Source organism: Rubrivivax sp. JA1055 (genome assembly GCF_020966565.1).
Lineage (GTDB): Bacteria > Pseudomonadota > Gammaproteobacteria > Burkholderiales > Burkholderiaceae_C > Rubrivivax > Rubrivivax benzoatilyticus.
The window spans coordinates 709,336-733,098 of record NZ_JAJKFP010000006.1; the positions used below are offsets into that span (position 1 = coordinate 709,336).

General features: G+C 70.4%; 19 protein-coding genes and 4 tRNA genes. 7 read left to right on the top strand and 16 right to left on the bottom strand.

All coding sequences use genetic code 11. The features are described 5' to 3' along the window. Window positions 1-2 precede the first annotated feature (2 nt). The 3 genes from LOC65_RS12675 to LOC65_RS12685 all read right to left on the bottom strand — a co-directional run bounded on the left by LOC65_RS12675 (window position 3) and on the right by LOC65_RS12685 (window position 4,559). Window positions 3-320, bottom strand: coding sequence for a PspC domain-containing protein (locus LOC65_RS12675; RefSeq protein ID WP_230247750.1), 318 nt, complete (start codon window positions 318-320; stop codon window positions 3-5). 7 nt (window positions 321-327) lie between these two features. Next, window positions 328-1,593: a 2-oxoglutarate dehydrogenase complex dihydrolipoyllysine-residue succinyltransferase gene (gene odhB / locus LOC65_RS12680; RefSeq protein WP_230247755.1), complete on the bottom strand. Its 1,266-nt coding sequence runs from the start codon at window positions 1,591-1,593 to the stop codon at window positions 328-330. A gap of 107 nt (window positions 1,594-1,700) precedes the next feature. Beyond that, window positions 1,701-4,559 (bottom strand): 2-oxoglutarate dehydrogenase E1 component, encoded by a 2,859-nt coding sequence (locus LOC65_RS12685; protein WP_230247757.1) that lies wholly within the window; start codon window positions 4,557-4,559, stop codon window positions 1,701-1,703. 305 nt (window positions 4,560-4,864) lie between these two features. Here LOC65_RS12685 and LOC65_RS12690 point away from each other — a divergent pair, with 305 nt between their 5' ends. Beyond that, window positions 4,865-5,215: a hypothetical protein gene (locus tag LOC65_RS12690; RefSeq protein WP_230247759.1), complete on the top strand. Its 351-nt coding sequence runs from the start codon at window positions 4,865-4,867 to the stop codon at window positions 5,213-5,215. Window positions 5,216-5,231: 16 nt separating this feature from the next. On the opposite strand, the gene LOC65_RS12695 is transcribed toward LOC65_RS12690, so the two are convergent. The 5 genes from LOC65_RS12695 to LOC65_RS12715 form a co-directional block, all read right to left on the bottom strand. Then, window positions 5,232-6,185 (bottom strand): nitronate monooxygenase family protein, encoded by a 954-nt coding sequence (locus LOC65_RS12695; RefSeq protein ID WP_009859017.1) that lies wholly within the window; start codon window positions 6,183-6,185, stop codon window positions 5,232-5,234. Further along, the gene (locus tag LOC65_RS12700) at window positions 6,185-7,960 is read right to left on the bottom strand and encodes an acyl-CoA dehydrogenase (protein WP_230247761.1); all 1,776 of its coding nucleotides are present in this window, start codon (window positions 7,958-7,960) and stop codon (window positions 6,185-6,187) included. Before LOC65_RS12700 ends, LOC65_RS12695 begins: the two co-directional genes overlap by 1 nt. A 61-nt stretch (window positions 7,961-8,021) precedes the next feature. Next, window positions 8,022-8,954: an electron transfer flavoprotein subunit alpha/FixB family protein gene (locus LOC65_RS12705; RefSeq protein WP_230247764.1), complete on the bottom strand. Its 933-nt coding sequence runs from the start codon at window positions 8,952-8,954 to the stop codon at window positions 8,022-8,024. 1 nt (window position 8,955) lies between these two features. Next, window positions 8,956-9,705 carry an electron transfer flavoprotein subunit beta/FixA family protein gene (locus LOC65_RS12710; protein ID WP_230247766.1) on the bottom strand — a complete coding sequence of 250 codons (750 nt, stop codon included), beginning with the start codon at window positions 9,703-9,705 and terminating at the stop codon, window positions 8,956-8,958. A gap of 164 nt (window positions 9,706-9,869) precedes the next feature. Then, window positions 9,870-11,165, bottom strand: coding sequence for an MFS transporter (locus LOC65_RS12715; protein ID WP_230247767.1), 1,296 nt, complete (start codon window positions 11,163-11,165; stop codon window positions 9,870-9,872). 142 nt (window positions 11,166-11,307) lie between these two features. On the opposite strand from LOC65_RS12715, the gene LOC65_RS12720 reads away from it, so the two are divergent. From LOC65_RS12720 to LOC65_RS12745, 6 genes are all read left to right on the top strand, one after another. Then, on the top strand, window positions 11,308-12,702 hold the full coding sequence (locus tag LOC65_RS12720) for a PLP-dependent aminotransferase family protein (protein ID WP_230247768.1): 1,395 nt from the start codon (window positions 11,308-11,310) through the stop codon (window positions 12,700-12,702). 160 nt (window positions 12,703-12,862) lie between these two features. Beyond that, a complete protein-coding gene (locus tag LOC65_RS12725) occupies window positions 12,863-13,183 on the top strand; it encodes a BON domain-containing protein (RefSeq protein ID WP_009859023.1) in 321 nt (106 codons plus the stop codon). Between the two features lie 115 nt (window positions 13,184-13,298). After that, window positions 13,299-13,952 (top strand): DUF3348 family protein, encoded by a 654-nt coding sequence (locus LOC65_RS12730; RefSeq protein ID WP_230247769.1) that lies wholly within the window; start codon window positions 13,299-13,301, stop codon window positions 13,950-13,952. Beyond that, window positions 13,949-16,024, top strand: coding sequence for a DUF802 domain-containing protein (locus tag LOC65_RS12735; protein ID WP_230247770.1), 2,076 nt, complete (start codon window positions 13,949-13,951; stop codon window positions 16,022-16,024). Before LOC65_RS12730 ends, LOC65_RS12735 begins: the two co-directional genes overlap by 4 nt. Continuing rightward, window positions 16,021-16,668 (top strand): OmpA family protein, encoded by a 648-nt coding sequence (locus tag LOC65_RS12740; RefSeq protein WP_230247771.1) that lies wholly within the window; start codon window positions 16,021-16,023, stop codon window positions 16,666-16,668. Before LOC65_RS12735 ends, LOC65_RS12740 begins: the two co-directional genes overlap by 4 nt. After that, window positions 16,665-17,252 carry a DUF2894 domain-containing protein gene (locus LOC65_RS12745; protein ID WP_230247772.1) on the top strand — a complete coding sequence of 196 codons (588 nt, stop codon included), beginning with the start codon at window positions 16,665-16,667 and terminating at the stop codon, window positions 17,250-17,252. The genes LOC65_RS12740 and LOC65_RS12745 overlap by 4 nt, the downstream gene beginning before the upstream one ends. Here LOC65_RS12745 and LOC65_RS12750 read toward each other — a convergent pair. The 8 genes from LOC65_RS12750 to LOC65_RS12785 form a co-directional block, all read right to left on the bottom strand. Beyond that, window positions 17,253-17,344: transfer RNA gene (locus tag LOC65_RS12750), tRNA-Leu, on the bottom strand. Between the two features lie 62 nt (window positions 17,345-17,406). Next, a tRNA-Cys gene (locus LOC65_RS12755) sits at window positions 17,407-17,480 on the bottom strand. 64 nt (window positions 17,481-17,544) lie between these two features. After that, window positions 17,545-17,620 (bottom strand) — tRNA-Gly (locus tag LOC65_RS12760). An 82-nt stretch (window positions 17,621-17,702) separates the two neighbouring features. Continuing rightward, the gene (gene lon, locus LOC65_RS12765) at window positions 17,703-20,126 is read right to left on the bottom strand and encodes an endopeptidase La (protein WP_230247773.1); all 2,424 of its coding nucleotides are present in this window, start codon (window positions 20,124-20,126) and stop codon (window positions 17,703-17,705) included. Between the two features lie 90 nt (window positions 20,127-20,216). Continuing rightward, window positions 20,217-21,488, bottom strand: coding sequence for an ATP-dependent Clp protease ATP-binding subunit ClpX (clpX, locus tag LOC65_RS12770; RefSeq protein ID WP_009859029.1), 1,272 nt, complete (start codon window positions 21,486-21,488; stop codon window positions 20,217-20,219). Between the two features lie 118 nt (window positions 21,489-21,606). Then, a complete protein-coding gene (gene clpP, locus LOC65_RS12775) occupies window positions 21,607-22,215 on the bottom strand; it encodes an ATP-dependent Clp endopeptidase proteolytic subunit ClpP (RefSeq protein ID WP_009859030.1) in 609 nt (202 codons plus the stop codon). Between the two features lie 14 nt (window positions 22,216-22,229). Next, a complete protein-coding gene (gene tig / locus LOC65_RS12780) occupies window positions 22,230-23,540 on the bottom strand; it encodes a trigger factor (protein WP_164962307.1) in 1,311 nt (436 codons plus the stop codon). Window positions 23,541-23,570: 30 nt separating this feature from the next. Further along, window positions 23,571-23,657 (bottom strand) — tRNA-Leu (locus tag LOC65_RS12785). Window positions 23,658-23,763: the final 106 nt, after the last annotated feature.

A 23,763-nucleotide genomic window follows, 5' to 3' on the forward strand; every position in this document is an offset into this window, starting at 1 on the left:
TTCTAGACGGGATCCTCGGGCACGAAGATCCACAGCAGCAGGTACAGCAGCACGCCGGTGCCGCCGAAGAGGGCCAGGCCGGCGGTGACGAGGCGCCAGATCCAGGCCTCGACGCCGGTGGCACGCGCCAGGCCGCCGCAGACACCGCCGAGCCAGCGGTCGCCGCGGCTGCGGCGCAGCCGGTTGACGGCGTCGAGGGCCGGCGCTGGCGCGGCCGCGCCGTCGAGCAGGCGCGCCTTGGCGCGAGCAAACTCCTCGTCGCTCAGCACGCCGCGCTGGCGCAGTTCGTCCAGGCGGGAGAGTTCGTCGGCCAGGCTCATCGTGCGCTCAGAGGTCGAACAGCAGGCGCGACGGGTCTTCCAGCGCTTCCTTCATCGCCACCAGGCCGAGCACGGCTTCGCGGCCGTCGATGATGCGGTGGTCGTAGGACATCGCCAGGTAGTTCATCGGGCGCACGACGATCTGGCCGTTCTCGACCACGGCCCGGTCCTTGGTGGCGTGCACGCCGAGGATGGCGCTCTGCGGCGGATTGATGATCGGCGTCGACAGCATCGAGCCGAAGACACCGCCGTTGCTGATCGAGAAGGTGCCGCCGGAGAGCTCTTCGATCGACAGCTTGCCGTCGCGGGCCTTGGCGCCGTACTCGGCGATCTTCTTCTCGATGTCGGCGAACGACATCTGGTCGGCGTTGCGCAGGATCGGCACCACCAGGCCGCGCGGCGAGCCGACGGCGATGCCGATGTCGAAGTAGCCGTGGTAGACGATGTCGTTGCCGTCGACCGAGGCGTTGAGCACCGGGTACTTCTTCAGCGCCGCGACCGCGGCCTTGACGAAGAAGGACATGAAGCCGAGCTTGACGCCGTGTTCCTTCTCGAAACGCTCCTGGAAGCGCTTGCGCATCTCCATCAGCGGCGCCATGTTGACCTCGTTGAAGGTCGTCAGGATGGCGTTGGTGGCCTGCGACTGCAGCAGGCGCTCGGCGACGCGGGCGCGCAGGCGCGACATCGGCACACGCTGCTCGGGGCGCTCGCCGAGGTTGACCGCCGGCGCGGCCACCGGGGGCAGCGGCTTGGCGACGGCCGGGGCGGCGGGCGCGGCGACCGGCGCGGCGGCCTTCGGTGCGGCCGGTGCAGCCAGCGCGCCGAGCACGTCGCCCTTGGTGACGCGGCCGTCCTTGCCGGTGCCCGGCACCGAGCCGGAGGCGAGGTTGTTGTCGGCCATCAGCTTGGCGGCAGCCGGCATCGCGACGCCGGCCTTGGAACCGCCGGCGGCAGGCGCGGCCGCGGCGGGTGCCGGGGCGGCCGCAGCCGGCGCGGAGGCAGCGGCCGCGGGCGCGGCGGCGCCGGCCTTGGCCTCGGTGTCGATCCTGGCGATCAGCTGGTCGCTGGCGACGGTGGAACCGTCGGCCTCGACGAGCTCGGCCAGCACGCCGGCGGCCGGCGCCGGCACCTCGAGCACGACCTTGTCGGTCTCGATCTCGATCAGGATCTCATCGGCGGCGACGGCGTCGCCGGGCTTCTTCTTCCATTGCAGCAGGGTGGCTTCCGCGACCGATTCGGACAGTTGCGGGACCTTCACTTCAACGATTGCCATGGTCTATCTCGGTGTCTTGTTCGGGGCACCGCGGGGTGACAGGGCCGTCCAGGCCGTCGACCTCGCGGCGGGGCCGGGCGCTGCCACACGGCGCGCCCGGCACGCGCTCACTTGGTCAAAACAAAGCCCTTGAGCTTGCCGTAGGCCTGCTCGAGCAGCGCCTTCTGCTGCTCCTGGTGCAGGTGCGAGTAGCCGACCGCGGGCGAGGCGGACGGCGGCCGGCCGGCGTAGCCCAGCTTCTGGCCGTCGAGCATGTTCTCGTGCACGTAGTGCTGCACGAAGAACCACGCGCCCTGGTTCTGCGGTTCGTCCTGGCACCACACGACCTCGGTGGCGTTCGGGAAACGCTTCATCTCGGCAGCGAAGGCCTTGTGCGGGAACGGATAGAGCTGCTCGACGCGAATGATCGCGACGTCGGCGGCCTTCTTCTCCTCGCGCTTCCGGATCAGGTCGTAGACCACCTTGCCCGAGCAGCAGACGACACGCTTGACCTTGTCGGCCTCGGCGTCCGGGTGCAGCGAGGTCATCACGGTGCGGAACTCGCCGCGCGTGAACTCGGTGAGCGGCGAGGTCGCGTCCTTGGCGCGCAGCAGCGACTTCGGCGAGAAGATCACCAGCGGCTTGCGGAACGGGCGCACCATCTGGCGGCGCAGCAGGTGGAAGATCTGGCTGGCCGAGGTCGGCTGCACGATCTGCATGTTGTTGTCGGCCGCCAGCTGCATGAAGCGCTCCAGGCGCGCCGAGCTGTGCTCGGGGCCCTGGCCTTCGTAGCCGTGCGGCAGCAGCATCACCAGGCCGTTGGCGCGGCCCCACTTCACTTCGCCGGAGGCGATGAACTGGTCGATGACGACCTGCGCGCCGTTGGCGAAGTCGCCGAACTGGGCTTCCCAGATCGTCAGCGTGTTCGGCTCGGCCGAGGCGTAGCCGTACTCGAAGCCGAGCACCGCTTCTTCGGACAGGATCGAGTCGATGACGACGAACGGCGCCTGGCCTTCGGCGACGTTCTGCAGCGGCACGTAGGTGCCGGTGTCCCACTTTTCGCGGTTCTGGTCGTGCAGCACGGCGTGGCGGTGCACGAAGGTGCCGCGGCCGCAGTCCTCGCCCGACAGGCGCACCGCGTAGCCGCTGGCCACCAGCGACGCGTAGGCCAGCGTCTCGCCCATGCCCCAGTCGACGTTGATCTCGCCGCGGCCCATCGCGGCGCGGTCGGCGAGCACCTTCTCGACCAGCGGGTGCACCTTGAAGGTCGACGGCAGCGTCGTCACGCGTTCGGCCAGCCGCTTGATCTCGGCCAGCGGCAGCGCGGTGTCGGCGGCGTCGGTCCACTTCCGGCCGAGGTACGGGGCCCAGTCGACCGCGTACTTGCTCTTGAAGTTGGTCAGCACCGGGTTGATCGTGTGCCGGCCCTCGTCCATCGCCGAGCGGAAGGCCTTGACCATCTGGTCCGGGCCCTCGGGCGGCAGCACGCCCTGGGCGACGAGCTTGTCGCCGTAGAGCTTGCGCGTGCCCGGGTGCTGGGCGATCTTCTTGTACATCAGCGGCTGCGTCAGGCTCGGCGTGTCCTGTTCGTTGTGGCCGAGCTTGCGGAAGCAGACGATGTCGACGACGACGTCCTTCTTGAACTGCTGGCGGTAGTCCATCGCCAGTTGGGTGCACAGCACGACGGCCTCGGGGTCGTCGCCGTTCACGTGCAGCACCGGCGCCTCGATCATCTTGACGACGTCCGAGCAGTACAGCGTCGAGCGGCTGTCACGCGGGTCGCTGGTCGTGAAGCCGATCTGGTTGTTGACGACCAGGTGCAGCGTGCCGCCGGTGAAGTAGCCGCGCGTCTTGGCCAGCGCCAGCGTCTCCATCACGACGCCCTGGCCGGCGAAGGCCGCGTCGCCGTGCACCTGCACCGGCAGGACCTGGTTGCCCTGCGGGTCGCCGCGGCGGTCCATGCGCGCCTTGGCCGAACCTTCGACGACCGGGTTGACGATCTCCAGGTGCGAGGGGTTGAAGGCCAGGCTCAGGTGCACCGGGCCGCCGGCGGTGGAAACGTCGCTGGAGAAGCCCTGGTGGTACTTGACGTCACCGGCCGGCAGCGCCTCGGGCGCGGTGTGGTCGAACTCGGCGAACAGGTCCTTGGGCATCTTGCCCAGGGTGTTGACGAGCACGTTCAGGCGGCCGCGGTGGGCCATGCCGACGACGATCTCCTGCACGCCCTTCTCGCCGGCGCGCTGCACGAGTTCGTCCATCGAGGCGATGAAGCTCTCGCCGCCTTCGAGCGAGAAGCGCTTCTGGCCGACGTACTTGGTGTGCAGGTAGCGCTCCAGGCCTTCGGCGGCGGTGAGGCGCTCGAGGATGTGCTTCTTCTCGTCGGCGGTGAAGCTGGGCTTGCTGCGCGAGGACTCCAGGCGCTCCTGCCACCAGCGCTTCTCGGCCGGGTCGGTGCAGTGCATGAACTCGACGCCGATCGTGCCGCAGTAGGTCTCGCGCAGGGCCTGCAGGATGTCCCGCAGGCTCATGTTCTCGGCCTTGCTGAAGTACGTGTTCGCGGCCGAGAACACGATGTCCATGTCCGACTCGCTCAGGTCGTAGAACGCCGGCTCGAGTTCGGGGATCTTCGGGCGCTCGGTGCGCTTGAGCGGGTCGAGGTCGGCCCAGCGCGAACCGAGGAAGCGGTAGGCCGCGATCAGGCTCTGGACGTGGACCTGCTTGCGCGCGACGGCGAGGTCGGCGGCGCTGGCCTTCAGCGCGAAGGCGTTGGCCTTGGCGCGCTGGGCGAAGGATTCGACGACCGGGGCGTGGGCGACGTCGCGGCTGTCGGAGCCGTCGACTGCAGGCACGTGCTGGAGATTGTCGAAGTAGGCGCGCCAGTTGTCGGGCACGCTGCCGGGGTTGTCGAGGTAGGCCTCGTAGAGTTCCTCGACGTACGGGGCGTTGCCCCCGAACAGGTACGAATTCGACCTGTACTGCTGCATCATCTCTCGCGCACCTTTCGCCCCGGTTCCCAGGGCTACGATGGGTTGATCAACCTTCCGCGGCCCCGGCTTCACCGGTTGGCGGATTGCGACCCGCCTTGCTGCACATCTGACTCAGCAAGGGGACGGGAAGGACCAGACACGTTCCGTATCCAGCGAAGGACTGTAGCACTCGTGCGGATTTCGGGTGGGGCGATCTGATCCAGCGCAAACCCGGACGCCCCCGTGCACGGCGTGGCAAATGGCACGCGGCGGCAGCCTTCATCGGCGCTTGGCGGCCCGGCGTCCGGGCGCACACTGCGCCGGCCATGTCCACCCGCCGCATCCTCATCGTTCCCGAGGCACCACCGAAGCCGACGGCCGGCGAGCCCTGCAACGGCTGCGGCGTCTGCTGCGCCGCCGAGCCCTGCCCGCTGGGCGTGTGGATCTCGCGCCGCCGCCACGGCGCCTGCGCGGCGCTGGTCTGGGCGGCCGAAGAAGGCCGCTACCGCTGCGGCGCGATCGCCGAGCCCGGCCGCCATCTGCCGTGGCTGCCCGAGGCCTGGGCGGCACGGCTGGCACGGCGCTGGATCGCCGCCGGCGTCGGCTGCGACGCAGACTACGAGGTGCTGGACGCACAACGGGCCGGAGACGCCGCGAACGGCGACCCGGCCCGCTGAGCCCGGCGGGGCCGAGTCAGGCCGTCAGGCCCAGGCGCTGGCGCGCCGCGTCGTACTCGCGCTTCAGCCGCGCGACCAGTTCGCCGGCCGGCAACACCGCCTTCACGGCACCGATGCCCTGGCCGCAGCCCCAGATGTCCTTCCAGGCCTTGGCGCCGTCGCCGCCGAAGTTCATCTTCGACGGGTCGCTCTCGGGCAGGTGGTCCGGGTCCAGCCCGGCGTTGCGGATCGACGGCTTCAGGTAGTTGCCGTGCACGCCGGTGAAGAGGTTGGAGTAGACGATGTCGTCGCTGTCGCAGTCGACGATGCACTGCTTGTAGGCCTCGGCGGCGCGCGCCTCCTCGGTGGCGATGAAGGCCGAGCCGATGTAGGCCAGGTCGGCGCCCATCGCCTGCGCGGCGAGCACTGCGTCGCCGGTGGCGATCGAGCCCGACAGCGCCAGCGGCCCGTCGAACCAGGCGCGGATCTCCTGGATCAGCGCGAACGGGCTCTTGACGCCGGCATGGCCGCCGGCACCCGCGGCCACGGCGATCAGGCCGTCGGCGCCCTTCTCCACCGCCTTGTGCGCGAAGGCGTTGTTGATGACGTCGTGCAGCACGATGCCGCCCCAGGCGTGCACCGCGTCGTTGACGTCGGTGCGCGCACCCAGCGAGGTGATGACCAGCGGCACTTTGTAGCGCGCGCAGACCTCCAGGTCGTGCTCGAGCCGGTCGTTGCTCTTGTGCACGATCTGGTTGATCGCGAACGGCGCCGACTTGCGCTCGGGGTGGTCGCGGTCCCAGGCGGCCAGCGTCTCGGTGATCTCGGCCAGCCACTCGTCGAGCAACGAGGCCGGCCGGGCGTTGAGCGCCGGCATCGAGCCGACGATGCCGGCCTTGCACTGCTCGATGACGAGCTTGGGGTTGCTGATGATGAACAGCGGCGAGCCGATGACCGGGAGCGCCAGGTGTCGCAGCACGGGCGGCAGCATCAGAAGGCCTCCAGTTCGAGCGCGGTGACCGACTCGGCGCCGTCGACGATGGCGTCGCGCAGACCGCCGCAGCGCACCAGCAGATGGTCGCCGTAGAAGCGCGCGGTGGCGATCTTGGCCTTCATGAACTCGGGATCCTCGCCGGCGGCCAGGCGCTGTTCGGCGACGAGCAGCGCCCGCGCCATCTGCCAGCCCGCCACCGCCGTGCCGGCCAGCATCAGATAGGGCACGCTGCCGGAGAACACGGCGTTCGGCTCGCTCTTCACCTTGGCGAGCACGAAGTCGACGACGTCGAGGAAGGCGCGGCGCGCGGCCCCCAGGTGGCGCGCCATCGCCAGTGCGGCGGCGCTGCCGGCCCCGTTCAGCTCGCCTTCGGTGGCTTCGATCTGCGCCGCGATCGCACGCGCGGTGGCGCCGCCGTCGCGCGCCGTCTTGCGGCCGACCAGGTCGTTGGCCTGGATCGCCGTCGTACCTTCGTAGATCGTCAGGATCTTCGCGTCGCGCAGGTGCTGCGCGGCGCCGGTCTCCTCGATGAAGCCCATGCCGCCGTGCACCTGCACGCCCAGGCTGGCGACGTCCAGGCTCATCTCGGTGGACAGGCCCTTCACCAGAGGAACCAGGAACTCGTAGAAGGCCTGGTTCTGCTTGCGCGCGGCGGCGTCCGGGTGTGCGTGCGCGGCGTCGTAGGCGGCCGCGGCCACCAGCGCCATCGCGCGGCAGCCTTCGGTGTGGGCGCGCATCGTCATCAGCATGCGGCGCACGTCGGGGTGGCGGATGATGGCCGAAGCCCCCGGCGTCGAGCCGTCGACCGGGCGGCTCTGCACGCGGTCGCGGGCGTAGGCCACGGCCTGCTGGTAGGCACGTTCGGCCAGCGCGATGCCCTGCACGCCGACGCCGAAGCGCGCGGCGTTCATCATGATGAACATGTACTCCAGGCCGCGGTTCTCTTCGCCGACGAGGTAGCCCACCGCACCCCCGTGGTCGCCGAACTGCAGCACCGCGGTCGGGCTGGCCTTGATGCCCAGCTTGTGCTCGATGCTGACGCAGTGCACGTCGTTGCGCGTGCCGTCGGCCTGGACCTTCGGGCAGACGAACAGCGAGATGCCCTTCACGCCTTCCGGCGCGCCGGTGACACGCGCGAGCACGAGGTGGACGATGTTCTCGGCCATGTCGTGTTCGCCCCAGGTGATGAAGATCTTCGTGCCGAAGACCTTGTACGTGCCGTCGCCCTGCGGCTCGGCGCGCGTGCGCACCAGCGACAGGTCGCTGCCGGCCTGCGGCTCGGTCAGGTTCATCGTGCCGGTCCAGCGCCCCGAGATCAGGTTCGGGATGTAGGCCTGCTGCATCTCGTGGCTGCCGGCGGTCAGCAGCGCCTCGATGGCGCCATCGCTGAGAAGCGGGCACAGCGCGAAGCTGATGCTGGCGCTGTTGACCATCTCTCCGCAGGCCGCGCCGATCAGCTTGGGCAGGCCCTGGCCGCCGAACTCCACCGGGTGCTGCAGCCCCTGCCAGCCGCCTTCGGCGAACTGCTGGAAGGCCTGCTTGAAGCCGGGCGTGGCGCGCACCTGGCCGTCGGCGAACGACGAGGGGTCAAGGTCGCCGACACGGTTCAGCGGCGCGACGACGTTCTCGTTGAAGCGCGCGCACTCCTCCAGCACGGCGGCAGCGGTGTCGAAGCCGGCGTCCTCGAATCCGGGCAGCGCGGCGACGGCGTCGAGGCCGGCGAGCTCCTTCATCACGAACAGCATGTCCTTGACCGGGGCACGGTACGTCATGGTTTTCGTCTCCAGATGGAAAAAAGGCGCCACGGAGGGCGCCTCGGGATCTTGTTGTTCTTCAGAGGGCGGCGACCAGCTCCGGCACCGCGGCGAACAGGTCCGCCTCCAGGCCGTAGTCGGCGACGCTGAAGATCGGGGCCTCGGGATCCTTGTTGATCGCGACGATGACCTTGCTGTCCTTCATGCCCGCCAGATGCTGGATCGCGCCGCTGATGCCGGCGGCGATGTAGAGCTGCGGCGCGACGATCTTGCCGGTCTGGCCGACCTGCCAGTCGTTGGGCGCGTAGCCCGCGTCGACCGCAGCGCGGCTGGCGCCGAGCGCGGCACCCAGCTTGTCGGCCAGCGGCGTCAGCACCTCGTTGAACTTGTCGCTGGAGCCCAACGCGCGGCCGCCGGAGACGATGATCTTGGCGGCCGTCAGCTCGGGGCGGTCGCTGGTGGCGATCTCGCTGCCGACGTAGACCGACAGGCCGGCATCGGCCACGGCCGCGATCGACTCGACCGCGGCACTGCCGCCGGTCGCCGCCGCGGCGTCGAAGCCGGTCGTGCGCACGGTGATGACCTTGATCGCATCGGTGCTCTGCACCGTGGCGATGGCGTTGCCGGCGTAGATCGGGCGCTCGAAGGTGTCGGCGGAGACGATCTTCGTCGCGTCGCTGATCTGGGCGACGTCCAGCAGCGCGGCGACACGCGGCGCGACGTTCTTGCCGCCGGCGGTGGCCGGGAACAGCAGGTGGCTGTAGTCCTTGGCGATGGCGACGACCTGGGCGGCGAGGTTCTCGGCCAGGCCATGGGCCAGCGCCGCGCCGTCGGCGTGCAGCACCTTGGCGACACCGGCGATCTGCGCCGCGGCCTGGGCCGCCGCGCCGGCGTTCTCGCCGGCGACCAGCAGGTGCACGTCGCCGCCGCAGGCCAGCGCCGCGGTGACGGTGTTCAGGGTCGCGCCCTTGACGGTCGCGTTGTCGTGTTCGGCAATGACGAGGACAGCCATCTCAGATCACCTTCGCTTCGTTCTTCAGCTTGGCCACCAGCGTGGCGACGTCGGGCACCTTGACGCCGGCGCCGCGCTTGGGCGGCTCGGCGACCTTCAGCGTCTTCAGCCGCGGCGTCACGTCGACACCCAGGTCGGCCGGCTTGACGGTCTCCAGCGGCTTCTTCTTGGCCTTCATGATGTTCGGCAGCGTGACGTAACGCGGCTCGTTCAGGCGCAGGTCGGCGGTGACGACGGCCGGCAGCTTGAGGTCCACGGTCTCGGCGCCGCCGTCGATCTCGCGCGCCACCTTGGCGCGGCCGTCGGCGATCTCGATCTTGCTGGCGAAGGTCGCCTGCGGCAGGCCGGCCAGCGCGGCCAGCATCTGGCCGGTCTGGTTGGCGTCGTCGTCGATCGCCTGCTTGCCGACGATGACGAGGCCCGGCTGCTCCTTGTCGACCAGCGCCTTCAGCAGCTTGGCGACAGCCAGCGGCTGCAGCTCTTCGGTGGTCTCGACGAGGATCGCGCGGTCGGCGCCGATCGCCATCGCGGTACGCAGCGTCTCCTGGCACTGCGTGACGCCGCAGGACACGGCGACGATCTCGGTCGCGACGCCCTTCTCCTTCAGACGCACGGCCTCCTCGACGGCGATCTCGTCGAAGGGGTTCATGCTCATCTTGACGTTGGCGATGTCGACCCCGGTGCCGTCGCTCTTCACGCGGACCTTGACGTTGTAATCGACCACCCGCTTGACGGGGACCAGCACCTTCATGCCTCAGCTCCTGGGAGTTGACGTTGACGTTACCCGACGATTCTAGTGGGGGGCTCCTGAACGCACCGGCCGGAGCCCCCAGAAATCGAACGATCGTTCTATTTTGGGCGAACCCCATCAGGGTGAACACTAGGATTCCCCCTGCCCCGAGGCCCGCGCCAGATTCAGGAACGCGTAAACGCCCGAGGGTAATGGCGGCCGTACCAGCCACGCGCGCCCTCGTGGTCCTGGCGAAGGAAGTGCGCCAGCCCCGGCACCGCCATCAGCAACAGGCCGCTGAAGGCAAAACCCGCCGCCAGCATCAGGTAGACCGTCGGCACCGCGACGACCCCCAGCAGCGCGCCGCCGAGCGCCGGCGCGAGTGCCGCCGCCAGATGGGCGATCGCCAGGTGCGCCGCACTCATGCGGGCGCGGTAGTCGTCGGGCATCGCCAGCATGCGGTGCGTCTGGCCGACCAGCTGCGTCACCGACAGCGCCAGGCCGATGACGGCGAACAGCGCGACCAGCAGCGGCGCCCGCTCGCCCCAGCCGACGCCGGCGATCGCCGCAGCGCAGGCGAGCGTCGCGACGGCGAGCGCCCGCAGCCGCCCGACGCGTTCGATCAGCGCCGGCGCCAGCCCGGCGACACCGGCCAGCAGCCCCAGCGACAGCGCCCCGCTGCAGGCCCCGAACCACGCCGCCGACAGCCCCAGCCCCTGGATGCGCAGCGGCAGCAGCAGCCCGGTGGCCGGCAGCAGGCACAGCATCATCAAGGCGCCGACCAACGTCCACCAGCGGTCCAGCCGCACCTGCCACTTGGCACGCAGGCCGTCGGCCATCTCGTCGAACCAGCCGCGGCCGGGCGCCGCGCCGGCCGGCCGCACGGTCGAACCGACATTCCAGGCCGCGAGCGCCGCCACGCCGAACAGCAGCAGGTTCAGCAGCATCGCGGCCGCCAAGCCCGCGGCGGCCAGCACGACGCCGCCCACGCCCGGCCCGAGCAGCCCGCCGAGCGCCTGGGCACCGCGGCGCCAACGGATCGCCGCCGGCAGTTCGTCCGCCGGCACCAGCTCGGGCAGGATGCTCGCCTCGGCCGGCCACAGCAGCGCCGTCGCCGCCACCGACAGCAGGCTGCAGAGGCAGATCAGCCGCAGGTCGTAGACGCCGGCCCCGCACAGCAGCGTGATGGCCAGCGCATCGAGCACCAGCACCAGCTTGCCCAGGCGGATCAGCCGCCGCTTGGGCCAGCGGTCGCCGGCCGGCGACAGCAGCGGCGTCGCCAGCAGGGCCGCCAACGCCGTGACCGCACCGTAGCGCGCCAGCGCGTCGGCACCACCTTCGCGGCTGATCCACCAGGCCAGAGCCAGATGCATGGCCGCGGCGGCGAGCAGCCCGAACAGCTCGCCCAGCATCAGCCGGCGCACCGGCACCGGAATCGAGCGCCAGGCGGCGGGCAGGGGCGGGAGCAGGCGTTCCGTCATGGCACTGCACTCTAGGCAGCGCGGCCGGCGTGCGTAAGCCACAGCAGCCGCCTCCGGCGCCGCATGCAGCGGCCGCTGTATCGACCCAGGCGACGGATCTCTGTATCGATCCAGAAGCGCTGCATCGGCGTATCGTCACGCCATGCCCGAACGCCCCACCCGCTACCGCAGCCTGGCCGAGGACCTGGCGCGTGCGCTGCACGAAGGACGCTACCCGCCGGGCTCGCAACTGCCGTCGGTGCGCCAGCTCTGCGCCGAACACGGCGCCAGCCTGGCGACCGTCACGCACGCGCTGCACGAGCTGGAGGACGCCGGGCTGATCGAGGCGCGTGCGCGGCGCGGCCACTTCGTGCGCGGCGCGGTGCGCGCGCCGGTGCCGGCCGGCGGCGAGGCGCTGGAACTCGAAGGCCGGCGCAAGCGCCTGATCGAGCTGGCGACGACGCGGCCCGACAGCCTGTCGCTGAGCCATCTGGCGCTGCCGGCGGCGCTGCTGCCGCTGCCGGCGCTGCAGCGCCATCTGCAACTGGCGCTGGCGGCCGACCGCACGCTGCTGGCGATCGGCAGCGTCTACGGCAGCGAGGCGCTGCGCCGGGCGCTGGCGCACCGCATGCTGCGCGCCGGCTGCGCGGTCGACGCCGAGGACGTCGTCGTCACGCACGGCGAAGGCGAGGCGCTGGAGCTCTGCCTGCGGCTGCTCACCCGCCCCGGCGACACCGTCGCGGTGCCCGAGCCGGCGTCGCCGCGCACGCTGGAACTCGTCGCCAGCCTGGGCCTGAAGCCGCTGGCGATCCCGGCGCCGCAGGACGGCGGCTTCTCGGTGCCGGCGCTGGCCTTCGCGCTGCAGCACCACGACGTGCGCTGCTGCATCGCCGAGCCCAGCTTCGACAGCGTGCGCGGCAGCCGCATGCCCGACGCGGCGCGCGAGCAGCTCGCCGCGCTGCTGCGCCAGCACCGCCTGCCGCTGATCGAGTGCGAGCTGATGGGCGAGCTGCAGCGCACCGGAGAGCGCCCGCGCCCGGTCAAGGCCTGGGACGACGACGACCGGGTGCTGTACTGCGCCAGCCTGGCCTGCGTCACCGGGCCGGGCATCAGCGTCGGCTGGGTGGCCAGCCGGCGCCACCGGCTGCAGCTGCGCGCCGCGCGCGCGGTGCACGGCGAGCTGCTGTCGCCGCTGACCGACGCCGCGCTGGCCGGCTTCCTGGCCGACCGCGGCTACGAGACGCATCTGCGCCGGCTGCGGCGCACGCTGGCGACGCAGACCGAGGCCTGGGTGGCGGCGGCGCGCCGCTGGCTGCCGCCCGGCACACGCGTCACGCCGGGCGAAGGGGGCTACGTGATCTGGGTCGAACTGCCGGCGGGCGCCGACAGCGCCGCGCTGCTGCCGCGGCTGCGCGAGCGCGGCTACGGCTTCGTGCCGGGGGCGGCATTCGGCAGCGGCGCGGCGCTGGCCGGCGGGCTGCGGCTGAGCGCCGCCCATCCGCTGGACGCCGAGCGCGAGGAGGGGCTGCGACAACTCGGCGCGCTGCTCGGCGGCTGAGCGTCGGCTGTCGGACACGTCCGACAGCGCGGCACGCGGGTGCACCGACAGCCGGTCGCGCCCGAGCCCCACGCCGGCGGCACCGGCGCGAGGACACGATGCTGCTCACGAAAGCCGCCGGCTGCGGCCTTCGCCACGAGGAACAAGGAGAACGCATCGCATGAACACCATCCGAAACACGCTCGCCGCCACGATCACGGCCGTCGCCGCCCTCGTCGTCCTGCCCGGCTGCGCCGTCACCCGTGACCAGAGCACCGTCGGCGAATACATCGACGACAGCGCGATCACCACCGCCGTGAAGGCCAGGTTCGTCGAGGACAAGACCGTCGACGCCTCCGCCATCAGCGTCGAGACGCTGCGTGGCGAGGTGATGCTGTCGGGCTTCGCCAAGTCGGGCACGGAAAAGGAGCGTGCCGAGACGCTGGCGCGCAGCGTCAAGGGCGTCAAGCAGGTGAAGAACAAGCTCGAGGTGCGCGGCTGAACTTCGGCCTGCCGCCACGACGGGCGCCTTCGGGCGCCCTTTCTTTTGCCCGCGCCGGCCGCCCGGCGGCGCAGGCGGTACACTTCGCGCCCTTTACCGATCCTTCGACTGGCTCATGCTGCACGGGTCTGCCAGCCCGGGCGTTGCCGGTTCGGAGCTCACCCGCCTCCTCGCCCGTCTTGCCGACGGGCCGCCGGCCGAAGGGCGACCCGCCTTCGCCGAGCGACTGGGCCACTGGCTCGGATGGGCGGGCGCCATCTCGCTCGCTTCGGCGCTCTCCGCCGGACAGGCCGTGCCCGCCGCGGGCCGCACGGCCGGCGGCGAGGACGCGGACTTCCGGCGCGTGCGCGCGGCCCTGGAGGCGGCGATTGCCGCCGGGCCCGCCGAGCCGGCCACGAGCCCGGACGACTTCGGCCCGTTCCATCGCCACTGCCTGGGGCTCCAGCAGGGCATGCACGACGCCGTCGCCGCGCTGCGGCGGCGGCTGCGCGACGCCTTGTCGCGGCGCTCGGCAGCGCTGGCACGCGTCGCGGCGATCGACGCCGCGCTGGAGCCGGCGCTGGCGGCGCAGGAACGCCGCGTGCTGGCGCTGGTGCCGCAGCGGCTGATGGCGCATTTCGAGCGCCTGGGCCGCGAACACGGCGACGACGCGGGCTGGCTGGCCGCCTTCCGCGAGGATCTGGACGAGGTGATGCGGGCCGAACTGGCGCACCGGCTGCTGCCGGCGCAAGGCCTGCTGCAGACGCTGCACGACCACGAGGCGAGATGAACCGACTGCTTCCCCACGCGGCCTTCGCCGCCGGCATGCTGGCCCTGATCTGGGTCGGCGCCGGTTATGGCGCCTCCAACCCGCTGGCGCTGACGCTGGTGGCCCTGATCGCGGTCTTCTTCATTGTCGGCGCGTTGGAACTGCGGCGCTTCGCCGCCGAGACCGAGGCGCTGAACGCCCAGCTCGGCGCGACGACGGCCGAGCCGCCGTCGCTGGCCGCCTGGCTGGACGGCGTGCCGGCAGGGCTGCGCGACACCGTGCGCCTGCGTGTCGAAGGCGAACGCGCCGCGCTGCCCGGCCCGGCGCTGGTGCCCTACCTCGCCGGCCTGCTGGTGCTGCTGGGCATGCTCGGCACCTTCCTCGGCATGGTCGTCACGCTGCAGGGCACCGGCCAGGCGCTGGAGCACGCCGCCGACGTCGAGGCGATCCGCGCCTCGCTGGCGGCGCCGGTGCGCGGCCTGGGGCTGGCGTTCGGCAGCTCGGTGGCCGGCGTCGCCGCGTCGGCGATGCTGGGGCTGATGTCGGCGCTGCTGCGACGCGAACGCCGCCGTGCCGGCCGCCGGCTCGACGCCGTGATCGCCGGCCCGCTGCGCGCCTTCTCGCGCACGCAGCAGCGCGAAGCCTCGCTGGCGCTGCTGCAGGCCCAGGCGCAATGGCTGCCGGCGCTGGCCGAGCGGCTTCAGGCGCTGGCGACGACGATCGAGGAACGCGGCCGCACGCTGGACGAGCGCCTGCTCGCCGGCCAGCAGCGTTTCCACGACGACGCCGGCCAGGCCTGGCGCGAGTTGTCGGCCACCGTCGCCACGACGCTGGCCGAGACCGCCGCCGCCAGTGCCCGGCAAGCCGCTGCGGCGGTCGAGCCGGCGGTGCAGTCGACGATGGCGGCGCTGGAGCACCAGTCGTCGGCGCTGAACGAGATGCTGCAAAGCCAGGTGCAACAGCATCTGGCCGGCGTCGCCGAACGCCTGGACGCCACGGCCGAACGCCTGGCCGAACACGGCCGCGAGGCGCTGGACGCGCAGCAGGCGCGCCAGCAGGCCCAGGTCGATCGCCTGGGCGCGGCGCTGCAGCGCTTCGGCGACGAGCTGCAGACACGCTCGGCGACGCTGCTCGACGGCCTGGACGCCCGGCTGCAGGCCGGCACCGAACGCTGGTCCGCCGCCTGGCAGCAGACGCTGGCAACCCAGCACGACGCCCAGGCCGCACTGGCCGCCGCCGGCCGCGAGACCGTCGCCGCGGCCGGCGAGGTGCTGCAGCGCCACGCCGCCACGCTGCAGGCCGAACTGGCCGCGGCCCGCGCTGCCGCCGACGAAACCGCCGCTGCCCGCGAAGCCGAACGCCTCGCAGCGATGGAGACCACGCTGCAGGCGCTGGCCGAGCGCCTGGCCGACGAGACACGCCGTGCCGCCGCCGACGCCGCCGGCCACCAGCAGCGTGTCTGCGCCGCGCTGGACGCCGCCGCCGACGCCGTCTCGGCACGCACGCGCGAGCAGGCCGAGGCGACGATCGCCGAGATCGGCCGCCTGGTGCAGGCCGCTGGCGAGGCGCCGCGCGCCGCCGCCGAGGTCATCGCCGAGCTGCGCCAGGCGCTGTCGGACAGCCTGGTGCGCGACAACGCGGCGCTGGAAGAACGCAACCGCCTGCTGGGCACGCTGGGCGAACTGCTCGACACCGTGCAGCGCGCCGGGCACGAGCAGCGCGAGACCATCGCCTCGCTGGTCGAGAGCACCGGCACGCTGCTGGAAGACGCCGGCAAACGCTTCGCCGCCCAGGTCGAGAGCGAAGCCCAGGCGCTGCGCACGACCGCGGCCCAGGTCGAGGCCGGCGCCGGCGAACTCGCCGCGCTGGGCGAAGGTTTCGGCCAGGCGGTCGAGCTCTTCGCGCGCAGCAGCGAGCAGACGACGGCGCAGTTGCAGCGCATCGAAGCCGCGCTCGCCCAGGCCGGCGCGCGCAGCGACGAGCAGCTCGCCTACTACGTCGCCCAGGCGCGCGAGATCGTCGACCTGACGCTGGGCGCCCAGCAGCAGGCGGTGGCCGCGCTGCAGCGCCGCGCCGCCGAGGCCGGGGCATGACCGCCGACGACGAGATCGACGGCGACGCCGAACACGGCGCGCCGGTCTGGGCGGTCTTCGGCGACCTGATGTCGGGGCTGCTCGGCGCCTTCGTGCTGATCCTGGTCTGCGCCATCGGCCTGCAGCTGGACCTGGCCGAGCGTCTGCGCGCCGAGGTGCAGCAGCGCCAGGCCGAGGCCCAGCGCCGCGAGGCGCTGGAACACGCGCTCGCCGTGCCGCTGGCCGCCGGCCGCGTGACGCTGGCCGGCGGGCGCATCGGCATCAGCGGCAACGTGCTGTTCGCCTTCAACTCCGCCGAACTGCAGCCCGAGGGACGCCAGCTGCTGAAGAGCCTGGCCGGCCCGCTGGCGGCCTATCTGTCGGCACGCGACGAGGTGCTGATGGTCAGCGGCTTCACCGACGACCGCCAGGTGCGCGACGGCGGCCGGGCGCGTTTTGCTGACAACTGGGAGTTGTCGGCCCAGCGTGCTCTGACGGTGACACGCGCGCTGATCGAGGACGGCGTGCCGTCGTCGGCGGTGTTCGCCGCGGCCTTCGGTGCCGAGCAGCCGGTGGCCTCGAACGCCGACGCCGCCGGGCGGGCCCTGAACCGGCGTGTCGAGATCGCGCCGACGCCGCGGCGCGCAGCCGACTCGGCACGATGAACGCCGCGGCAGACGAAGACGTTTTCGCGGCGCTGGCCGCACGCCGCGCCGCGCCCGGCGCCGAGCCGGTCGCACTGGCCGTCGCCGAAGCGCTGGCGCGCCGTGCCGCGGCGGCCGAAGGCGAGACGCGACGGCTGCTGCTGGCGCAGTTGCAGCGGCGCATCGACGCCATTGCCAACGTGCCGCCTGCCGCGCCCGCCGCCGCATTGCCGCCGCCCTGGGCCGGTCTGTCGTCGCTGGTCGACCGCCTGGGCCGCGCCGAAGCGCCGCCGCCACGCCGCCAGGTGCGTGCGCCGGCACCACCGCCGCTGAAGACCGTCGCCGCGCTGCAACCCACCGTCGGCCGGCTGAAGACCGAGCACCGCTTGCGCCAGGCGCGTGCCCAGGTACCCGAGAACGCCGGGCCGCTGCATTCGTCGCGAGTGGTCCACCGCATGCTGCAGACGCTGCACGCCGACGCGCCGGCCTATCTGCAGGCGCTGAGCGCCAGCGTCGAGGCGCTGGCCGAGCTGGAGAGGGCGTTCGAGGCCAGCCTGCGGCCGGCGGGGCGCGAAGCGCGAGGCGACAAACGCCGTCAGCGCTGATGGTGCCCGGAGCGGGGATCGAACCCGCATGCCCTCTTTCGAGAGGCGGCGGAGTTTAAGTCCGCTGCGTCTGCCAGTTTCGCCATCCGGGCGGCTGACCGGGTTCTCGATGGACAAAGGGCTCCACGAGGGAGCCCTTTGTCACACGGAATTCTGGAGGCGCGATCCGGAGTCGAACCGGACTAGACGGATTTGCAATCCGTTGCATAACCGCTTTGCTATCGCGCCGCAGGACAGAACACCCGGATTCTGCCCAAAAAGAAGGGAAGCCTGGGCTTCCCTTCGGATGTCTTGGAGCGGGAAACGAGGCTCGAACTCGCGACCTCAACCTTGGCAAGGTTGCGCTCTACCAACTGAGCTATTCCCGCTTTGCCCTTGAGTTGCTGCATTGGCTGCAACGAATCAAGATCGACAGTATAGACCGATTTTTACGCGGTTGGCAAGACCTTTTCAGTGCGGCAGCGCATCGGAACCGACGACCGGCGCCACCGCCGCTTCCGGTGTGGCGTCCTTGGCCGCGACCTCGTCTTCCGGCAGCGGCTCGGGCACCTTCTCCAGCGCGATCTCGAGCACGCGGTCGATCCAGCGCACCGGCACGATCTCGAGGTTGTTCTTCGCGTTCTCCGGAATCTCCTGGAGATCCTTGACGTTCTCTTCCGGGATCAGCACCGTCTTGATGCCGCCGCGGTGCGCCGCGAGCAGCTTCTCCTTCAGGCCGCCGATCGCCGTGACCTCGCCGCGCAGCGTGATTTCGCCGGTCATCGCGACGTCGGCCCGCACCGGGATGCCGGTCAGCGCCGAGACGAAAGCCGTCGTCATCGCCGCACCCGCGCTCGGCCCGTCCTTGGGCGTCGCGCCGTCGGGCACGTGGATGTGGATGTCGCGCTTCTCGAAGAGCTCGTCCTTGATGCCCAGGCGGCGGGCACGCGAGCGCACCACCGAACGCGCGGCCTCGACCGACTCCTTCATCACGTCGCCCAACTGGCCGGTGCGGATGATGTTGCCCTTGCCGGGCATCACCGCCGCCTCGATCGTCAGCAGATCGCCGCCGACCTCGGTCCAGGCGAGGCCGACGACCTGGCCGACCTGGTTCTGCTTCTCGGCGCGGCCGAAGTCGTACTTGCGCACGCCCAGGAAGTCGTTGAGGTTGTCCTCGGTGACGACGACCTTGCCCTCGTAGGTCTTGAGCTGGATGCCCTTGACCACCTTGCGGCAGATCTTGGAGATCTCGCGCTCGAGCGAACGCACGCCGGCTTCACGCGTGTAGTAGCGGATGATGCCGCGCAGCGCCGACTCGGTGACTTCCATCTCGCCGTCGGCCACGCCGTTGTTCTTCTGCTGCTTGGGCAGCAGGTAGCGCTGGGCGATGTTGAGCTTCTCGTCCTCGGTGTAGCCGGCCAGGCGGATGACTTCCATCCGGTCGAGCAGCGCCGGCGGGATGTTCATCGAGTTGGAGGTGGCGACGAACATCACGTCGGACAGGTCGAAGTCGACCTCGACGTAGTGGTCGCTGAAGGTGTGGTTCTGCTCGGGGTCGAGCACTTCCAGCAGCGCCGACGACGGGTCGCCGCGGAAGTCCATGCCCAGCTTGTCGATCTCGTCGAGCAGGAACAGCGGGTTGCGCACCGCGACCTTGCTCAGGCTTTGCAGCACCTTGCCCGGCATCGAGCCGATGTAGGTGCGGCGGTGGCCGCGGATCTCGGCCTCGTCGCGCATGCCGCCCAGCGCCATGCGCACGAACTTGCGGCCGGTGGCGCGCGCCACGCTCTGGCCGAGCGAGGTCTTGCCGACGCCCGGGGGGCCCACGAGGCACAGGATCGGCGCCTTGACCTTGTCGACGCGCTGCTGCACCGCGAGGTACTCGAGGATGCGGTCCTTGACCTTCTCCAGGCCGAAGTGGTCTTCGTTGAGCACCGTCTCGGCGTTCGCCAGGTCGTGCTTGATCTTGGACTTCTTCGCCCAGGGCAGGTTGACCAGCGTGTCGATGTAGTTGCGCACGACGGTCGCCTCGGCGGACATCGGCGACATCAGCTTGAGCTTCTTCAGCTCCGACTCGGCCTTCTTGCGCGCTTCCTTGGTCATGCGCGCGGCGGCGATCTTCTTCTCGAGTTCCTCGAGGTCGGCGCCTTCTTCGCCGTCGCCGAGTTCCTTCTGGATCGCCTTGACCTGCTCGTTCAGGTAGTACTCGCGCTGGCTCTTCTCCATCTGCCGCTTGACGCGGCCGCGGATGCGCTTCTCGACCTGGAGGATGTCGACCTCGTGCTCGAGCAGCTCGAGCAGCTTCTCCAGCCGCGGCGCGGTGGCGAACAGGTCGAGCACGGCCTGCTTGGCCTCGAGCTTGAGCGGCAGGTGCGCGGCGATCGTGTCGGCGAGGCGGCCCGGATCGTCGATGCCGGCGATCGAGGTCAGGATCTCGGGCGGGATCTTCTTGTTGAGCTTGACGTACTGATCGAACTGCTGCGTCACGGCACGGCGCAGGGCCTCGATCTCGGGCGAGCTGTCGGCCGGCGCGGTGATCGGCGCGACGGTGCCGACGAAGTGCTCGCCGGAGTCGGTGATCGTGACCGTGTGGGCGCGCTGCAGGCCTTCGACCAGCACCTTCACGGTGCCGTCGGGCAGCTTGAGCATCTGCAGGATGCTCGACACGCAGCCGATCTCGAACATGTCGTCGGCCTTGGGCTCGTCCTTGCCGGCAGCCTTCTGGGCGACGAGCATGATCTGCCGGCCCGACTCCATCGCCGCTTCCAGCGCCTTGATCGACTTCGGGCGCCCCACGAACAGCGGGATGACCATGTGCGGGAACACCACGACGTCACGCAGCGGCAGCAGCGGCAGCGTGATCGGGTCGCTCGGCAGGGTGGGATGTCCGGACATCGGTGTACCTCTCTTTCTCAGGCCCACGTGGGGCCCGAGAGGGCAAATGCAAGTGGCGGGCCGCCGCGTGCGGGCGCGGACCGGACGGGATCAGGCACTGGCCTTGGCCTGTTCCCGGTAGACCAGCAGCGGCTTGGCGCCGTCTTCGATGATGTGTTCATCGATCACGACCTTGGCCACGCCGTCCAGCGTCGGCAGGTCGAACATCGTGTCGATCAGCGCGTGCTCCATGATGGAACGCAGGCCGCGGGCGCCGGTCTTGCGTGCCAGCGCCTTGCGCGCGATGGCCGACAGCGCCGAAGGACGGATCTCGAGCTCGACACCGTCCATGCCGAAGAGCTTCTGGTACTGCTTGACGAGCGCGTTCTTCGGCTCGGTCAGGATCTGCACCATCGCGTCCTCGGTCAGTTCGCCCAGCGTGGCGACGACCGGCAGCCGGCCCACCAGCTCGGGGATCAGACCGAACTTGATCAGATCCTCGGGCTCGACCTCGCGGAACAGGTCGGAGACCCGCTTCTCGCTCTTGCTGTGCACGGTGGCACCGAAGCCGATGCCCGACTTCTCGGTGCGGCCCTGGATGACCTTCTCGAGGCCGTCGAACGCGCCGCCGCAGATGAACAGGATGTTCGTCGTGTCGATCTGTAGGAAGTCCTGGTTCGGGTGCTTGCGCCCGCCTTGCGGCGGCACGCTGGCCATCGTGCCTTCAACGAGCTTCAGCAGCGCCTGCTGCACGCCTTCGCCCGACACGTCGCGCGTGATGCTCGGGTTGTCGGCCTTGCGGCTGATCTTGTCGATCTCGTCGATGTACACGATGCCGCGCTGCGCCCGCTCGACGTCGTAGTTGCAGTTCTGCAGCAGCTTCTGGATGATGTTCTCGACGTCCTCGCCGACGTAGCCGGCCTCGGTCAGCGTGGTCGCGTCGGCGATCACGAAGGGGACGTTGAGCAGCTTGGCCAGGGTCTGCGCCAGCAGCGTCTTGCCCGAGCCGGTGGGGCCGATCAGCAGGATGTTGCTCTTGGTGAGCTCGACCTCGTCCTTGCCACCGGCGCCCATGTGCTTCAGGCGCTTGTAGTGGTTGTAGACCGCCACCGACAGCGTGCGCTTGGCGACGTCCTGGCCGATGACGTACTGGTCCAGGCTGGTCTTGATCTCGCTCGGGACGGGGAGGTCGGACTTCGCGGCCTTCGCCGCGCCGCCTTCGGCCGGAACCTCGTCACGGATGATGTCGTTGCAGAGCTCGATGCACTCGTCGCAGATGAACACCGAGGGCCCGGCAATGAGCTTCTTCACCTCGTGCTGGCTCTTGCCGCAGAAGGAGCAGTAAAGGACTTTCTCGCCGGAGGCGCCCTTCTTGTCGGCCATGTCTCGTCTTGCGCGGAGGGAAAAGGGATCCGAACCCCATCATAGACCAACTCCCGCCGCCCGCCGGGCGGCGAAAAGGAGGCCTTTTCAGGGGTTCGAGAAGGGGTCGGGAAACGCGTCAGCCGCGCTTTTCGAGGACCTGGTCGATCAGACCGTAGTCCTTGGCTTCGCCGGGCGAAAGCCACATGTCGCGCTCCATGTCGGCGGCGATCTTCTCGATCGACTGCCCGGTGCGCTCGGCATAGATGCGGTTGAGCTGCTCGCGCGTCTTGATGATCTCGCGGGCCTGGATCTCGATGTCGCTGGCCTGCCCCTGGGCGCCGCCCGAGGGCTGGTGGATCATCACCCGCGAGTTCGGCAGCGCGAAGCGCTTGCCCTTGGCGCCGGCCATCAGCAGGAAGCTGCCCATGCTGGCGGCCATGCCCATGCACAGCGTCGACACTTCGGGCTTGATGAAGTTCATCGTGTCGAAGATCGACAGGCCCGCGCTGACGCTGCCGCCCGGCGAGTTGATGTACAGCGAGATGTCCTTGTCCGGGTTCTCGGACTCCAGGAACAGCAGCTGAGCGCAGACGAGATTCGCGACCTGGTCATTGACAGGGCCGACGAGGAAGACGATCCGCTCGCGCAGCAGGCGGCTGTAGATGTCGTAGGCGCGTTCACCGCGCCCGGACTGCTCGATGACCATGGGCACCATGCCCAGGCCGGTCGTCTCGATCACGCTCATAAGGGGCTGTTTCCTCAGGCTGCCGACATCAGTTCGTCGAACGGTAGCACCTTGTCCGTGACCTTGGCCTTCGCCAGGATGAACTCGGTGACGTTGTTCTCGATGACCACGGCCTCGACCTCGGCCATGCGCTGGCGGTCGCCGAGGTACCAGCGCACCACTTCGGCGGGCTTCTCGTAGCTCTGGGCGAGCTCCTCGATGTGCGCACGCAGCTGGTCGGGCTGGGCCTGCAGGTTGTTGGCCTTCACCAGCTCGGCGACGACCAGACCCAGGCGCACGCGGCGCTCGGCCTGCGGGCGGAAGATCTCCTCGGGGATCGGCGCGTTCTCGGCGTCCTTGACGCCGCGCTGCTTGAGGTCGGCACGGGCACCGGCGACCAGACGCTGGAGCTCGTTGGCGACCAGCGCGTTGGGCAGCTCGAGCTCGGCCGCCTTGGCCAGCGCGTCCATCGCCGCGGCCTTGTTGCGCGAACGCACGCGGAACTTGACCTCGCGCTCGAGGTTCTTCTTGACGTCGGCGCGCAGCGCGTCGATCGTGCCTTCGGCGATGCCCAGCGACTTGGCGAACTCGTCATCGACGGTCGGCAGGTTCTGGACCTCGCACTTGGTCATCGTGACGAGGAAGTCGGCTTCCTTGCCGGCGACGTCCTGGCCGTGATAGTCGGCCGGGAACTGCAGCGGGAAGGTCTTGTTCTCGCCGACCTTCATGCCGCGCACGGCCTTGTCGAACTGCTCCAGCATCTGGCCTTCGCCGATGATGAACTGGAAGCCCTCGGCCTTGCCGCCGGCGAAGGGTTCGCCGTCGATCTTGCCTTCGAAGTCGATCGTCACGCGGTCGCCTTCGGTGGCGCCTTCGGCGGCCGGACGCTGGGCGAAGGTGCGGCGCTGCTTGCGCAGGATCTCGATCGTGCGGTCGATGGCTTCATCGGTGACGTCGGCGGCCACGCGCTCGACCTCGATCTCGGCCAGGTCGCCGAGCTTGACCTCGGGGTAGACCTCGAAGGTCGCCTCGAAGGCGATCTCGCCCTCGGCAGACTCTTCCTTCTGGGTGATGCGCGGCGCGCCGGCGACGCGCAGCTGCGCTTCGGCGGTGGCGTCGGCGAAGGCCTGGCCGACACGGTCGTTGACCACTTCGTACTGGACCGAGTAGCCGTAGCGCTGGGCGACGACCGACATCGGGACCTTGCCCGGGCGGAAGCCGTCGGCCTTGACGGTGCGGGCGAGCTTGCGCAGGCGGGCCTCGACTTCGCTGTTGATCACGGTCGCCGGCAGCGTCAGCGTGATGCGGCGTTCCAGTTTTTCGAGGGTTTCGACGTTGACGGCCATGTGGGGCTCTCTAAGGCTTCAGTGAATGTCTGGTGCGCGGGGCCGGACTCGAACCGGCACGCCCGTGAAGGCGTCAGGACCTAAACCTGGTGCGTCTACCAATTTCGCCACCCGCGCGCTCAAAAACGTCGCCGCGCGACACCCCGCGGCGCGAATCCCGCGGGGGTCGTCGATCGCCGTTCCCGGATAACTCGATCGGTAAACCGCGCATTCTAGCCGGCAC

Bases quoted from the DNA above. Each gene is read 5' to 3' on its own strand.
- LOC65_RS12705 (WP_230247764.1), bottom strand. From the start codon at position 8,954: ATGGCTGTCCTCGTCATTGCCGAACACGACAACGCGACCGTCAAGGGC.
- LOC65_RS12700 (WP_230247761.1), bottom strand. From the start codon at position 7,960: ATGACGTACCGTGCCCCGGTCAAGGACATGCTGTTCGTGATGAAGGAG.
- LOC65_RS12725 (WP_009859023.1), top strand. From the start codon at position 12,863: ATGAACACCATCCGAAACACGCTCGCCGCCACGATCACGGCCGTCGCC.
- LOC65_RS12720 (WP_230247768.1), top strand. From the start codon at position 11,308: ATGCCCGAACGCCCCACCCGCTACCGCAGCCTGGCCGAGGACCTGGCG.
- LOC65_RS12685 (WP_230247757.1), bottom strand. From the start codon at position 4,559: ATGATGCAGCAGTACAGGTCGAATTCGTACCTGTTCGGGGGCAACGCC.
- LOC65_RS12740 (WP_230247771.1), top strand. From the start codon at position 16,021: ATGACCGCCGACGACGAGATCGACGGCGACGCCGAACACGGCGCGCCG.
- clpX (WP_009859029.1), bottom strand. From the start codon at position 21,488: ATGGCCGACAAGAAGGGCGCCTCCGGCGAGAAAGTCCTTTACTGCTCC.
- tig (WP_164962307.1), bottom strand. From the start codon at position 23,540: ATGGCCGTCAACGTCGAAACCCTCGAAAAACTGGAACGCCGCATCACG.
- LOC65_RS12745 (WP_230247772.1), top strand. From the start codon at position 16,665: ATGAACGCCGCGGCAGACGAAGACGTTTTCGCGGCGCTGGCCGCACGC.
- lon (WP_230247773.1), bottom strand. From the start codon at position 20,126: ATGTCCGGACATCCCACCCTGCCGAGCGACCCGATCACGCTGCCGCTG.
- odhB (WP_230247755.1), bottom strand. From the start codon at position 1,593: ATGGCAATCGTTGAAGTGAAGGTCCCGCAACTGTCCGAATCGGTCGCG.
- LOC65_RS12695 (WP_009859017.1), bottom strand. From the start codon at position 6,185: ATGCTGCCGCCCGTGCTGCGACACCTGGCGCTCCCGGTCATCGGCTCG.
- LOC65_RS12690 (WP_230247759.1), top strand. From the start codon at position 4,865: ATGTCCACCCGCCGCATCCTCATCGTTCCCGAGGCACCACCGAAGCCG.
- LOC65_RS12735 (WP_230247770.1), top strand. From the start codon at position 13,949: ATGAACCGACTGCTTCCCCACGCGGCCTTCGCCGCCGGCATGCTGGCC.
- LOC65_RS12715 (WP_230247767.1), bottom strand. From the start codon at position 11,165: ATGACGGAACGCCTGCTCCCGCCCCTGCCCGCCGCCTGGCGCTCGATT.
- LOC65_RS12730 (WP_230247769.1), top strand. From the start codon at position 13,299: ATGCTGCACGGGTCTGCCAGCCCGGGCGTTGCCGGTTCGGAGCTCACC.
- clpP (WP_009859030.1), bottom strand. From the start codon at position 22,215: ATGAGCGTGATCGAGACGACCGGCCTGGGCATGGTGCCCATGGTCATC.
- LOC65_RS12710 (WP_230247766.1), bottom strand. From the start codon at position 9,705: ATGAAGGTGCTGGTCCCCGTCAAGCGGGTGGTCGATTACAACGTCAAG.
- LOC65_RS12675 (WP_230247750.1), bottom strand. From the start codon at position 320: ATGAGCCTGGCCGACGAACTCTCCCGCCTGGACGAACTGCGCCAGCGC.